We start from the raw sequence: 12,527 nt of genomic DNA, 5'->3' as shown, positions 1-12,527 counted from the left end.
GATAAGTACTAGTAAGCGATGGATGGGATAGTTTAAGCAAAACAATAATATGGATTAAAGAAAATACTGTTGCTGCGCATACAACTCCTATTAAACGAACCCCCTGATTTCTAATCTTTCAGCAAACATAAATGGCTCGAGCTTATCGTCACATAAGCCGAGCCTCTGCATGCCTATTTTAACGCTGACAAACCTGAAATGGGCTATCAATTATTCTGTGCCAATCGTCCAAGCGGTCCATTTTCATCGATGATGTCCTGCACCTCATAAACCGAAATGGGGAACATCGGGAAGCCATAGACGTAAGCTGTCAGTTCATATAGCTGAAAATAGATGACAATTGATTTATCTGCCAAATAAAAATCCTGATCAGGCCGGATTGCCGTAAACTCATTGAGAAGTTGTATGTCACGTACTTTTATTTGCTCCTGAATAAGTGCCGACAGCCTTTTTACATAGTCGCTTCCCGGTTTGAACAAATCCTTTAGGGTGCATTTTTCCCCCTTCTTTAAATCAAAAGTTAATGACTTGATAATAGTCATTCCATGTGCAGCGCGGGCATGGTATGTATAATTGCTAAGTGATAGGCTCAGAACATTTCGTTGATTGTTTTTTATTTCATACGTTCCAAGAACTTCTTCCACCAGTACGTCTTCCATTTCACCATCCTGCTGTGCGATCATTGCCTCTATTTCCTTTATAATTGTATGATTTATCATTACTTCAAGCTGCTTGTTCATCATCTGTATTACTTGGGGAATAAAGATTGTCTTTTTTGGACCGCCGCTCATAGCAAATGTTGCGATGCTAACCGGAAATGGTACGGGCATGGTTTCATCCTTCCATCTTTTTTGTAGTATATGCCCAAAAATTAAATACATCTCCTTTATTTTATACGCAGTACCTCTGCGCATTTCTGTGCATAACCCTAGAAGGATAGGAATAAAAATGGAGGGTTGAACATGGTTAATTTCTTTTCTTTTACCGGTAATGTAATAGCGATTGATGATTTTATGGCCGGCAATGGCGAAGGTTGCACTCAACTGATGTCTGTCCAAAATGAAAATGGAGAAATTGTTAATTTTGTCGTGTCGCCTACAACGTATTTCGTTGATCAGGCAATGGTATTAATCGGGGACCGCGTCACCGGCTATTATGATGGCAATGCGCCCGCTATCCTTATTTATCCTCCACAATATCAAGCACTCGTCATAGTAAAAGAGAGCCCCTACCAAAATGTAAAAGTAAGCTATTTCGACAATCAACTCGTAAGCAGTGATGGCGAGCTAAAGCTAAACCTATCACCCTACACGGCTATTATGTTGAGAAATGGGCAGCCATTTACACGATATCCAGCTAACCGGAATCTTATCGTCATTTATGAAGCCAGTACCCGCAGCATTCCTGCCCAGACTACACCTTCCGCCATTATTGTATGGTGCTAAAAAACGATTCCTCAGAGCATCTTTATGCTCTGAGGAATCGCTTTTTATGGAAAGGTTAAGAAGGAATTAGACTCTCTCCTTGCCATATAAACGTTTTATAAAAATAGTGAAACTTCAAACTGTAAAAGACGTATAACTCTAGTAAGGAAAGAGGTGTATTCCATTGTATTTTCCATCAAAAAAGGACATATGGCTGACGGTCATCATTTGGTTATTCGCATTTTTCTTTATTATTCCACCCATCTTCTTCCCACATTTCGGTGTTTGGATGACTCCTGAGTTTTTCGATAAGCAATGGATTAAAATAATTATCTTATCTCCCATTGGCTTATTTTTATTGTGGTTCTGGTTTCAAACGGGCTATACGATTGCGGACAACCTTTTGATCATACGATACGGTCCATTTAAAAAGAGCATACAAATTGATGAAATTCATAGTTTGAGAGAAACGAAAAATCCATTTTCCGCTCCTGCTTTATCCATGGATAAATTAGAACTCTCATTTACAAAGTTCGATATGGTCGCCATTTCTCCAAAAAATAAAAATGAGTTTGTTCAGCAATTATTAAAGCAGAATCCACGTATAAAAATTGACAAGAATTTTCAAACAAGAAAAGAGAATTAGTGAACGTTTTCTCACTAATTCTCTCTAAAACCGATACTATGAAAAAAGACGATTGATCACTTGTATTTCACCTGATGTCAAATGAACATCAAGCGTTTGAAGATTACTCTTCACCTGGTCCGCCCTTTTTGCGCCTGGAATAATCACATCAATACCATCCTGCGCCAAATACCATGCCAGTACAATATGTGCTACCTCTGCATTTTTTGCCGCCGCAATTTGACGGATTTGCTCCACCTTCTCCAAGTTCTTAGCAAACGCTTCTCCCTGGAAATGAGGCATTGAGGCGCGAAGATCATCGAATTGATCATCCTTCTTGTATTTCCCTGTCAATAAGCCCGATGCAAGCGGAAAGTATGGAATGAACGAGATATTGTGCTCCCTTGTATACGGGAAATATATTTGTTCTGCTTCCCGCTCCAGTAAATTATATTGCCCCTGCAAAACATCGACATAGCCGTCTTTGTTCGCTTCCTTTAATTGTTCTGGCGAAAAGTTAGAAACCCCGATCGCCCGGATTTTCCCTGCATCCTTTAGTTCCTTCAGCACACCAACTGCTTCATCCTTTGGGGTATGTTCGTCAGGATAATGCAGATACATCAGATCAATATAGTCAGTCTGCAGTCGCTGCAATGCTTTGTCTACTTCGTCCCGCAAAAACTCTGGTGAGTTGTCCATCGTCATCTTTTGGTCTACATATTTTGGCCCGATTTTTGTGGCAATCGCAACATTTTCCCTGCAGCCCATATCCTTTACCACTTCCCCGATCAACTCTTCAGAACGATAAGGCCCATACATCAATGCGGTATCAATTAACTGAATACCTGATTCAATCGCGGTACGTACAAGTTCTTTCCCCGTCTCTTCATCGAGATTTGGATAGAGATTATGTCCGCCTACAGCATTCGTCCCGAGTCCGATTGGATGTACATATACATCCGACGAGCCTAATTGCACTTTTTTCGTCATACCCATTCCGCCCTTCCAACTTATTGGTGGTGAAACTCCTGTTCTAGCAACGATTGAAGAAATCTTCAACCCTTTCCCTTGGTATTTGGAAAGTTACAGCTATTCTACCAAACTAGCTCAGCTATCTCTAGAATCTGACACATTTAAAAACTTTAATAGTTACCCTGAATTTCCAATCAAATAACCGTGAACCCTTTTCTCCAAAATAGCAAAAAGACTTGCTATATTAGCAAGTCTCCTCATTCATACAATGAATACCAATAATATATTATCTAAATAGCGTCATAATTGACCCTAATTGTCTCAGCATATTTACACCGTTCGTTAACGTTCCCACGTGGCCCATTATCGTATTTAGCTGGCCTGGTAAACCTCCAAGGCCGGAACCTCCAAACTGCTGATTCGGATTATAGGCAGCTGGATCTTGTGCACCAAATTGATTTTGGTTAAAGAAGGACTGCCCTGGATTACCAAACTGGTTTCGGTTTAAGAACGATTGCCCTTGGTTACCAAATTGATTTTGGTAGAAGGAAGGATCTACTTGCCCGCCCATTTGACCAGGGGATAGGAATCGGCTGCCTTGTCTTCTTAATGGAGATGGATAAGGACTGCCCTGTCTACCAAGCGGCCCTGGCGGAACAAAGTTTTGCCTATATCTTGGTGGAATCGGTCCCCTTCCAGGATTTGGCGGATAAAATGCCATTCAATTCACCTCCTTTCTAGATTGAACTTTAATCTAGTATATGTCTTAAGTTTTCCCTACTTTAGACGTTTGAGGAAGTTGAGTATAAATAACATTTTTCTTTCATTTTATTTGCTGCCACTTCCCATCCCTGTACCTTTTCATACTTCCCCGTCTCTAAAATGCCGGAAGCAAATTAGTTTCCTGCTGGTTAATAGAATTTCCGACCTCTTCATCGATTTTGTTCAGTACCCTCTTTATGGAACCATACGCTGTCCGTATCCATATGATACAAATAAAATGAACAAAGAAGGTGGGTTTCATGCAGCAATCCAAATACCTTGATTTCCTGGCTGAATTCGGTGTAGGTGGCGCGCACCCAGGTGGTATTGAACTAACAAAGGAAATTTTCAAAAATGAAAACATCAATAGATCGTCTCGTGTTTTAGATGTAGGGTGTGGAACTGGCCAAACGGCTGCTTACCTCGCCTACACATACGGAGCAAAGGTGACAGGCATGGATATCAATCCCATCATGGTTGATAAAGCCTTAAGCAGAATGCATAGCAACCGTTTACCTGTAAGAGTTTTACACGGGTCAGTAGAGGAAATGCCATTCCCTAACCAATCCTTTGATATTATCATTTGTGAATCAGTGCTTTCTTTTGTGGATAAGCCAAAAGCTCTTAGCGAAATCCATCGCGTGTTGAGAGATGGGGGCAGATTTCTCGGTATAGAGCTGACGGTTAATGACCCGCTAGAGCCAGAGCTAGAGAAAGAGATGAAACAGTTTTATGGTTTTGAATCATTCTGCTCCAAACATGATTGGGTCAATTTATGTAAGGAGGCCGGTTTTGAAAACATTCGTGTGAAGAAAAATAAATCAATTCAATCTCCGCCTGACTTCCAGCATTCCACTGATATCTCTCCAGAATTGTACGAAGTCATGGCAGAGCACTATAACCTGAACCTGCAATATCAGGAGGAACTGGATTATCGGATCTATACATGTACAAAATAGCTCAAACAAAAAGGGATGCAAATTGCCTACTAAGGCTTTTTGCGGCCCTTTTATCAAAATCAATGGTCAGCTATTTTTAATAATCCGAAAAAGCAGGCGAAGTTTCTTAGTTCTTTAAACGGATAATATATTTCTAGAAACCAACTGCTTAAACTGAGACGTTTACGGGACAAGTATTCTATCCGGCTGTCGCCTTTTCGCATTAAAAAACGCCCTGCTTCTAGTCACTCCAAAGCAAGGCGTTATTATTCTATTAGTGACGGCGTTCCAATTCCTGATAATCCTGCATATACGGCCCATTATCAGCGACAGCTGAATGGTACAGCGCCTTAATCGCCAGATTTTTCTCTAGACCCATTTCTGCTTTAATCTTCTTTAGCTCATCATGCAATTCCCGATGCTCATTAATTAATTTCGTCATGACTGTTTTATTATATTTCATCTTATTCCCCCCTAGTCTATTACCTGGATAATGACAACTTTTAAGTAGTTAAATTCAGGGAAGTTATGCGGGACAGTAAAATCCTCCGGCAGCTGATGCTCTTCCAAAATTTTATAACGTCTTTTCGTTTCAGTGAAAGCTTTATCGATGAATGTTTTGAACTTTTTCATATTAAAGCTTGCGTTATTAGTAGACGCGATAATGATTCCGTCGTCATTTGTAATTTTCAGCGCATCCTTCAAAAGCTTTGGATAATCCTTCGCTGTGCTGAATGACATTTTCTTTGTCCGCGCAAAGCTTGGCGGGTCAAGTACAACCACATCAAATCTCAGATCATGGCGCGCAGCATAGCTAAAGTAGTCAAAGACATTCATCACTTTAATATCCTGTGATTCGTAATCAATCCCGTTCACGGCAAACTGTTCGATTGTTTTCGGCAGGCTGCGTTTTGCCAAATCTACACTCGTCGTTCCAGTTGAACCTCCAAGAGCTGCAGCTACAGAAAACGCCCCTGTATAAGAAAAGGTATTGAGCACAGTTTTACCCTCTGCATATTTATCACGCAGTGCTTTTCGGACATTCCGCTGATCCAGGAAAATGCCTGTCATCGCACCGTCATTTAAATCCACTGCAAAGTGCATACCGTTTTCCAATACAATTAGCGGGAATTCGCCCTTTTCGCCTGATACGTAATCATCCTGCTCCACATACTGACCGTTCGTATCAAAGCGCAGCTTCTCATAAACGCCTCGTGTATTCACTACTTCATCCAGCGCTTGATAAATTTCCTCCCGGAATGAGTAAATCCCTTCACTATACCAGCTCACCATATAGAAGCCGTTGAAAAAATCGATTGTCAAACCGCCGATTCCGTCTCCTTCCCCATTAAATACACGGAAGGCTGTTGTATCTTCTGATTCATAAAAGTCCGTACGTTTCTCTGCTGCTGCCTTTAGCTTCTTTGCAAAGAATTTCTTGTCGATCGTCTCTTTTTCTTTGCGAGTCAATATCCAGCCGATTCCCTTATTTTGCGCCCCATAATAACCAGTACCAATATAGCCGCCATTTTTATCGACAAGGTGCAATAAGCTGCCTTCTTCAACTGTCACTTCCGGCATTTCAATCGCGTCCTTTAAAATTAACGGCTTGCCATTTGTCAGATCTTTAATCGCTGCTGGTTTTACTTGTATTTCTACTAACTGTCTCATCTAGTCATCCTTACTATCATGTAATCTATCCATTATGCCACTTTTTTATGAAAAAAGCGAAAAAGAAAGGAGGATTCGCCGGCGGCATGTCTTCCTTTCTTCTTTATATAATATATTTCCCAAATGCTTGCGATATATAATAGCTTCTTATACGTGATAAATAAGCGTATTACCTTTTCGCAAAGCTTTGTGCTAATTGCTTGCTGTATGGTGCATAACGCTTATACAACTCGTCTCTTCGCGTCCGATCCTTAAAGGTCGTAGCAGCGCCGGTTTTTCGGTTTTCATATAATTTGTCCATATTAACCGAAGCGGTAATAACCGCTGTCTGACTGTCAGCTGCTTCGATGACGATCCCATTTTCAGGCCAATCTGTATCGCACGGACTGATAATAGAAGACCGGCCATACCCCGGCGGTAATGGAACAATGCCTTTGCTGAGAGTTGGACAATGCACGACATATACCTGGTTTTCGATTGCGCGTGCCTGTGCACAATGACGTACACGCCAAAAGCCTGCTTCCGTAAATGTATAGGATGGGCAGAAGATGATGTCCGCTCCCTGCAGGGCAAGAATACGTGATACTTCCGGAATTTCCGCTTCATAACAATTGGCGATGCCGATTGTCACAGGGCCGGCCCGAAAGACCTCTAAGACATCTCCCTCTTTCGTGTCCCACTCTGCCTCTGCCGGAAAGATATGTGTCTTTTCATGCCTCCCTATTAATCCAGTTTCGTCAAATAGGGAGGTTACATTCATAATATCCCCGTCTCGTTCCTCTAAATGGCTCCCAGCGATGATGACTTGCTTCCGCTCCTTTGCAATGGTCACAAAGAGATTGTGCACCTCTTCTTGAAATTTGGTAATTCGCTTAAATTCTTTTCTCTCCATTTTATCTGTATCATCGAATACACCAATTAGCCCTAGTGTAAATAACTCAGGGAATAACACATAATCACTGTCTAATGGGACCTGTGCCAGCATTGCTTCTACCTGCTGTGTGAATTCTTTAAATGAACGGCAGTGTTTTACTTCAAACTGGCAAACAGAAATTTTTATTTCCTTCATTTCAACTCCTCCTTCACTCATAGTAAAGACAAAGTTTTTAACTTTGTTTTTACTATTTTCCAGGCAATATATAAAGCAAAGTTTTACCCATCTTGTCTTGAAAACGCTTGCCAGACAAGGCTCGCCGACGAGCGAAGACACGAATAGAACCTAAGTTCATGAGTGAATGGCTCTTTATTTGCGACGAAAGCGAAGCGGCAGGAGCGAATGGCTCTTTATTTGCGACGAAAGCGAAGCGGCAGGAGCGAATGGCTCTTTATTTGCGACGAAAGCGAAGCGGCAGGAGCAGACGAGCGAGGCAAGCAGCGCTGGATGAAAGCGTTTGTTAACAGGGTGTGAGGTATGCGGCATGCATACCTCACACCCTTTATTGTTCCACCGTTTCCCGGCAAAGGTTCAATACAGCATTCAGTAGTACATTTGCACCTTTAGCGCAATCTTCATATGATGTGTATTCGTCCTCCCGGTGGCTGTATCCCTTTTCACTCGGTACAAAAATCATCGCAGATGGTACGAGCGAAGCGATAAACTGTGCATCATGACCCGCCCCGCTGTACATTCTATGTTCTTTATAGTGGAGGTCCTGACTCGCTTTCTCCACAGCTTCCACTACTTTCTTATCAAAGAGTACAGTATCACGGTCCCATAGTCGGTTCGATGTAACAGAACACCCGTGAGCCGTTTCTGGCAGTTGTTCCACAATGTCTGAGACTGCAGCAATAACGTCTGGGTCATGATGACGAGCTTCCAAGGTAAAGACAATATGCGATGGGATCACCGTGTGGATATTCGGATATGCATTCATCCGTCCAATCGTGTAAACAAGCGATTCATCCAGCTGCTGAAGCTTCTCCTGCATTTTCACGATCAAGTTGGCAGCTGTAAACATCGGGTCTTTTCGCATAGTAATTGGTGTAGTCCCTGCATGGTTTGATTCTCCCTGCACAGTGATTTCGTAGCACACCATACCAAGAACACCTTCCACCACGCCGATTTCCAGGTTCTTATGCTCCAGGACTGGCCCTTGTTCGATATGGAGTTCTATATACGCAGCCGCCTCTTTTAAGCGGTTCTCTATTTGGCCTTCAAATCCGCTTTCCTTTAATGCTTCAGCAAATGTAATGCCATTAGGATCTGTTGAAGCAAGCATCTTTTCTTTATCAAATTTTCCGGATAAAACACCTGAAGCCATTAAAGAAGGTTCAAATCTTGCCCCTTCCTCATTTGTGAAATTAACAATGGTAATCGGATAGTCAAGCTGCGTATTCGTTTCTTTTAATGTATAAACTGTCTCGAGTGCAGTCAAAACACCTAGAATACCATCATAGCGTCCACCCTTCACTACCGAATCCATATGTGAGCCGAGAACAATAGGCGGTAAATCTCTTTTTCCTGGCAGAGTCGCATACATGTTTGCCATATCGTCATATGTCACCGTCATGCCTAGCTCTTCGCATAATGCTTGCAGGTATTGCCGTGCTTCAATATCTTCCTGCGATAAAGCAAGCCGCGTTACACCATTATTATCTGTCCTTCCAAATTGGCTAAACCGCTCGATTAATGATTGAAGACGAGCTTGATTACATATTTTCATCAGAAGCCTCCTTAATTTGTCACCGGTTCATTTAATACTTCATTTTCATTTTGTTTTCGGACAATCGAATTAGTTGCCAAGCTAACCGTTACCCCTACGATTATATTAATAATAATCGCAACAAATCCCATATTAATATCATTGATGACGCTTGGAATATTCGGGAAAATGTTCACTAACTTAAAGGATGTAACAGCATTGAACAATACAATGGATACCCCGGTTAAAATCCCTGCCATTGCCCCGTATTTATTCATAAACTTGGTATTGAAGAAGCTAAAGATCATAGCAGGAACCAATTGTGTAATGAGCCCGTAGGACATAATATTTAATATCGCGAGCGCATTTCCTCCTTTTAATGTGAAAAGGTATGCTGCTAGAATGATTAAAATAACAAATACTTTTGACACCGTTAATTGCTGTCTGTCTGTTGAGTTCGGCTTGATCAGCTTGTAAAAGCCTGTCATTAACCCGATGGCACCGGACATGATCATTACTGATACCGGTACAAGCGCTGTTAACAGCCCAGCCCCTCCCACTACGCCGACTACCCATGGATCAAATGTCTGCATCACGAGACGCAGCAGCGATAAATCGCCATCTGCCCCCTGCAATCCAGGAACTTGCAAAATTGCGGCAAAGCCGATGAAAAATGCGAACAAAATAAGAATTGTATAAAGAGGCAATGTCACCGCATTCTTTTTTAATGCCCGCTCGCTCTTGGCAGATAAAATAACGCTGAATGACTGCGGCAGTAAATAGAACCCAAAGGCGTTTAATACAATCGTAGAGATAAACCATGCCAAGCTATACCCTTCAGCTTCCAGTGAAAGCGCTTCGGGTCTTGCTGCTTGTACGGCTTCAAACATCGGCTGGATACCGCCAAAATAATGATACGGAATATAGATTCCTAAAAAGACAATAACGATTAAAATCATAATATCCTTTAATACCGCCGTCCATGCGGAACCATGAATCCCTGAAATGACAACATATACAGTTACAATGACAGCACCGATCGTAGAAGCCATAATTGGTGTAATCGCACCGTAGGAAGCCTCAGATACAATGATCCCCAGCCCCTTTAGCTGAATCACGATATAAGGAATGAGGGCAATCGTACCGATAAAGGCAACTACTACTCCCAGTCCTTTACTTTTATACGATTTCATAAAATATTGAGGCTGTGAAATGATATTATGCTGCTTTGCAAAACGCCAGATTTTCGGGATAATCCAATACGACAGGACGTAAGCTAAACAGATATATGCCGGTACATAATAGGCTGCTGATCCATGTGAATAAGCCCAGCCGCTCCCTCCTAAAAAGGTAAAGGTCGTATATACTTCCCCGGCAATCAGTAAAAATACGAAGAGCGTCCCAAAGCCCTTGTTTCCAACTGCAAATTCATCGACGTTCATCTCTTTTCCACGTGTGGCCCGTATCCCTAAATACAAGGCAATCGCTGCAAATAAGAATATAATAAGAAGCGCTGCATTCATTCCACTTCACTCCCTTCATTTTCAGGATCTAACTTGTACACAACAAATAAAATGAGTGAAGAAAGAAGCATCCATAAGACAATCCAAAAGAGCAGGAATGGCAGACCGAATACATAAGGTTCTGCCCGGTTCGCCCAGGGCAGCAGTACGCACATACCGATAAACGGAATGATTAACAGCAATTGAAAGTATTTTCTCATGCATTCACCTCCGCATGCTGCCTGGAATAAACAATCTCCCCGTCCAAAATGGTCATTTCTACTTCTACATTTAATAAATCTTTCGCTGGACGGTCTAATAAAGAAGTGTTTAAAATAGCTAGGTCTGCTAGTTTCCCTACTTCTATACTCCCCTTAATGTCCTCTTCTTTACTAGCATAGGCTGCATTGATTGTATACATCTTAATTGCGTCATGCAGTGTAACACGCTGTTCCTGACCAAAAGGTGTGCCCCCTTTCGTTACACGTTCCTGAGCCATATACATGCCGACAAAAGGATTGGCTGTTGTAATCGGGGCATCAGAACCTGCTGTTACTACTATTTCTTGTTCTAGCAGCTGTTTAGCTGCATACATATAATTCGTGCGCTTTCCATAATTATGGATGTAACTCTCGCCAAATTCATATGGGAATGACGGATTCAGCACCGGAATTACTTTCAGCTTGCGAACACGTTCCTGCAGGTCGGAGGGACATACCCCTAAATGTTCAACACGGTGGCGGTGGTCCTGCCGAGGATGCTCCGTTTGCAGCCGCTCTATTACATTCAAATACTGTTCAATCGCCTTGTCTCCCTGGGCATGGACAGTTAGCTGATATCCCTTTACATGTGCCGGCAAGAAAATATCGTATAATTCGTCTTCGGTATACTGCAGATAGCCGTAATTTTCTCCATCACTGTCATAAGGTTCGCGCGTCGCGATTGTCGGCCCCGTACTGCTGCCGTCTGTGAACAACTTGGCTGGACCGATTGTAAAGAATTCATTTCCCGTATAAGAAACGACTCCTGATGAAATCATCGTTTTTGTAAAAGATTCACAATCATTCAGGCTGCCGATCATGGCATAGACCCGCAGCTTCAATTGCTTTCCGTTGGAAGCCTGCTGCATGATGCGGAAGCTGTCGGCATCAAATCCACCTGCATCATGGACACTTGTAATGCCATAGGCCAGCAGCTTATCCTGCGCCTTTTCAAGTGCTTTATACAATTCCTCTTCACTATAGGTTACATGCTGATTAAATTGGAGAAAGGCATTTTCAATTAAACGCCCTGTCAGCCGGCCGTTTGCGTCTTTTTCAATTGTTCCGCCATGCGGGCTTGGTGTATGCTCAGTAATTCCCGCCAATTTCATAGCGACTGAATTAATCACCCCAATATGGCCGCATGTTCTCGTAATAATAATCGGATGTTCTTTTGATATGGCATCGAGCTCCTCAAGCGTAGGGTATCGTTGCTCCTCCACTATTACTTCGTTAAAGCCAAATGCACGAATGATTTCTCCCGCTGGAGCTTCTGATACAATTTCTCTTATTCTCTCTAAAAGTTCTGCTACAGAGGAAATAACAGGATCTTTGCAATTTACATGGATCAATGTATTGCCATATAAAAATAGGTGCATATGGGCATCTATTAACCCTGGAAGTACCGTTTTACCATGCAAATCAACTATTTGTGCTTCGCTGTTTACCAGCTTCCGTATTTCTTCAGTCGTTCCCACTGCGCTTATACGGTTTCCTTCTATTAGGCATGCTTCATAGACGTCGCCCTGCGCATTTTGACTAATTACTTCCCCACCAAGGAATGCCAATTGTTTCATCATTTCTCCCTCCCTAACTCTTGAGTGATGCATTTCTATAGTTGAAAATATATCATAACGGTTTAACAACCCGATATAAACAAAATGTAAAAAATATCACTCTTCCATTTTACATTATGTTATATTTTTGCTATGTAAATGCATTTTTTTCTAT

The 12,527-nt window shown here is 42.0% G+C and carries 14 protein-coding genes; 4 read left to right on the top strand and 10 right to left on the bottom strand.

The genetic code is table 11. The annotated features are described in order from the left end of the window. Positions 1–206: 206 nt before the first annotated feature. Positions 207–830 (bottom strand): DUF3298 domain-containing protein, encoded by a 624-nt coding sequence (locus AA0Y26_RS08215; protein ID WP_413366777.1) that lies wholly within the window; start codon positions 828–830, stop codon positions 207–209. A 132-nt stretch (positions 831–962) separates the two neighbouring features. On the opposite strand from AA0Y26_RS08215, the gene AA0Y26_RS08210 reads away from it, so the two are divergent. Both AA0Y26_RS08210 and AA0Y26_RS08205 read left to right on the top strand, forming a co-directional pair. Further along, positions 963–1,445 (top strand): hypothetical protein, encoded by a 483-nt coding sequence (locus AA0Y26_RS08210; protein ID WP_413366776.1) that lies wholly within the window; start codon positions 963–965, stop codon positions 1,443–1,445. A 163-nt stretch (positions 1,446–1,608) separates the two neighbouring features. Further along, positions 1,609–2,070 carry a PH domain-containing protein gene (locus AA0Y26_RS08205; protein WP_413366774.1) on the top strand — a complete coding sequence of 154 codons (462 nt, stop codon included), beginning with the start codon at positions 1,609–1,611 and terminating at the stop codon, positions 2,068–2,070. 36 nt (positions 2,071–2,106) lie between these two features. Here the strand turns inward: AA0Y26_RS08205 and AA0Y26_RS08200 are convergent, their stop codons facing one another. Both AA0Y26_RS08200 and AA0Y26_RS08195 read right to left on the bottom strand, forming a co-directional pair. Next, entirely contained in the window at positions 2,107–3,039 is a 933-nt protein-coding gene (locus tag AA0Y26_RS08200; protein ID WP_413366772.1) for an aldo/keto reductase, read from the bottom strand. A 268-nt stretch (positions 3,040–3,307) separates the two neighbouring features. Next, entirely contained in the window at positions 3,308–3,742 is a 435-nt protein-coding gene (locus AA0Y26_RS08195) for a hypothetical protein (protein WP_413366770.1), read from the bottom strand. Positions 3,743–4,043: 301 nt separating this feature from the next. Here AA0Y26_RS08195 and AA0Y26_RS08190 point away from each other — a divergent pair, with 301 nt between their 5' ends. Next, a complete protein-coding gene (locus AA0Y26_RS08190) occupies positions 4,044–4,742 on the top strand; it encodes a class I SAM-dependent methyltransferase (protein ID WP_413366768.1) in 699 nt (232 codons plus the stop codon). 253 nt (positions 4,743–4,995) lie between these two features. On the opposite strand, the gene AA0Y26_RS08185 is transcribed toward AA0Y26_RS08190, so the two are convergent. From AA0Y26_RS08185 to AA0Y26_RS08175, 3 genes are all read right to left on the bottom strand, one after another. Then, a complete protein-coding gene (locus AA0Y26_RS08185) occupies positions 4,996–5,184 on the bottom strand; it encodes a hypothetical protein (protein WP_413366766.1) in 189 nt (62 codons plus the stop codon). 11 nt (positions 5,185–5,195) lie between these two features. Next, positions 5,196–6,392, bottom strand: a complete 1,197-nt coding sequence (locus AA0Y26_RS08180; protein WP_413366764.1) for a class I SAM-dependent rRNA methyltransferase — start codon at positions 6,390–6,392, stop codon at positions 5,196–5,198. A gap of 169 nt (positions 6,393–6,561) precedes the next feature. Further along, positions 6,562–7,461, bottom strand: a complete 900-nt coding sequence (locus AA0Y26_RS08175; RefSeq protein ID WP_413366762.1) for a nitrilase-related carbon-nitrogen hydrolase — start codon at positions 7,459–7,461, stop codon at positions 6,562–6,564. Positions 7,462–7,619: 158 nt separating this feature from the next. On the opposite strand from AA0Y26_RS08175, the gene AA0Y26_RS08170 reads away from it, so the two are divergent. Beyond that, positions 7,620–7,790 (top strand): hypothetical protein, encoded by a 171-nt coding sequence (locus tag AA0Y26_RS08170; protein ID WP_413366760.1) that lies wholly within the window; start codon positions 7,620–7,622, stop codon positions 7,788–7,790. A 38-nt stretch (positions 7,791–7,828) separates the two neighbouring features. Here AA0Y26_RS08170 and AA0Y26_RS08165 read toward each other — a convergent pair whose 3' ends face one another. Genes AA0Y26_RS08165 through AA0Y26_RS08150 form a run of 4 tightly spaced genes read right to left on the bottom strand, consistent with a single transcriptional unit; the run spans position 7,829 to position 12,376 of the window. After that, positions 7,829–9,055: a Zn-dependent hydrolase gene (locus tag AA0Y26_RS08165; protein ID WP_413366758.1), complete on the bottom strand. Its 1,227-nt coding sequence runs from the start codon at positions 9,053–9,055 to the stop codon at positions 7,829–7,831. 11 nt (positions 9,056–9,066) lie between these two features. After that, positions 9,067–10,557, bottom strand: coding sequence for a sodium:solute symporter family protein (locus tag AA0Y26_RS08160; protein WP_413366756.1), 1,491 nt, complete (start codon positions 10,555–10,557; stop codon positions 9,067–9,069). Beyond that, positions 10,554–10,757, bottom strand: a complete 204-nt coding sequence (locus tag AA0Y26_RS08155) for a DUF3311 domain-containing protein (protein ID WP_413366754.1) — start codon at positions 10,755–10,757, stop codon at positions 10,554–10,556. Before AA0Y26_RS08155 ends, AA0Y26_RS08160 begins: the two co-directional genes overlap by 4 nt. Beyond that, a complete protein-coding gene (locus tag AA0Y26_RS08150; RefSeq protein WP_413366752.1) occupies positions 10,754–12,376 on the bottom strand; it encodes an amidohydrolase in 1,623 nt (540 codons plus the stop codon). The genes AA0Y26_RS08155 and AA0Y26_RS08150 overlap by 4 nt, the downstream gene beginning before the upstream one ends. Positions 12,377–12,527: the final 151 nt, after the last annotated feature.

This window comes from Lysinibacillus canaveralius (assembly GCF_047301505.1).
GTDB lineage: Bacteria > Bacillota > Bacilli > Bacillales_A > Planococcaceae > Lysinibacillus_B.
This window is presented reverse-complemented; position numbering and strand designations above follow the sequence as displayed.

What these genes read in the sequence shown, in the direction of transcription:
- AA0Y26_RS08215 (WP_413366777.1), bottom strand. Translation starts at nt 830, where the DNA reads ATGCCCGTACCATTTCCGGTTAGCATCGCAACATTTGCTATGAGCGGC.
- AA0Y26_RS08210 (WP_413366776.1), top strand. Translation starts at nt 963, where the DNA reads ATGGTTAATTTCTTTTCTTTTACCGGTAATGTAATAGCGATTGATGAT.
- AA0Y26_RS08200 (WP_413366772.1), bottom strand. Translation starts at nt 3,039, where the DNA reads ATGACGAAAAAAGTGCAATTAGGCTCGTCGGATGTATATGTACATCCA.
- AA0Y26_RS08195 (WP_413366770.1), bottom strand. Translation starts at nt 3,742, where the DNA reads ATGGCATTTTATCCGCCAAATCCTGGAAGGGGACCGATTCCACCAAGA.
- AA0Y26_RS08190 (WP_413366768.1), top strand. Translation starts at nt 4,044, where the DNA reads ATGCAGCAATCCAAATACCTTGATTTCCTGGCTGAATTCGGTGTAGGT.
- AA0Y26_RS08185 (WP_413366766.1), bottom strand. Translation starts at nt 5,184, where the DNA reads ATGAAATATAATAAAACAGTCATGACGAAATTAATTAATGAGCATCGG.
- AA0Y26_RS08180 (WP_413366764.1), bottom strand. Translation starts at nt 6,392, where the DNA reads ATGAGACAGTTAGTAGAAATACAAGTAAAACCAGCAGCGATTAAAGAT.
- AA0Y26_RS08175 (WP_413366762.1), bottom strand. Translation starts at nt 7,461, where the DNA reads ATGAAGGAAATAAAAATTTCTGTTTGCCAGTTTGAAGTAAAACACTGC.
- AA0Y26_RS08170 (WP_413366760.1), top strand. Translation starts at nt 7,620, where the DNA reads ATGAGTGAATGGCTCTTTATTTGCGACGAAAGCGAAGCGGCAGGAGCG.
- AA0Y26_RS08165 (WP_413366758.1), bottom strand. Translation starts at nt 9,055, where the DNA reads ATGAAAATATGTAATCAAGCTCGTCTTCAATCATTAATCGAGCGGTTT.
- AA0Y26_RS08160 (WP_413366756.1), bottom strand. Translation starts at nt 10,557, where the DNA reads ATGAATGCAGCGCTTCTTATTATATTCTTATTTGCAGCGATTGCCTTG.
- AA0Y26_RS08155 (WP_413366754.1), bottom strand. Translation starts at nt 10,757, where the DNA reads ATGAGAAAATACTTTCAATTGCTGTTAATCATTCCGTTTATCGGTATG.
- AA0Y26_RS08150 (WP_413366752.1), bottom strand. Translation starts at nt 12,376, where the DNA reads ATGATGAAACAATTGGCATTCCTTGGTGGGGAAGTAATTAGTCAAAAT.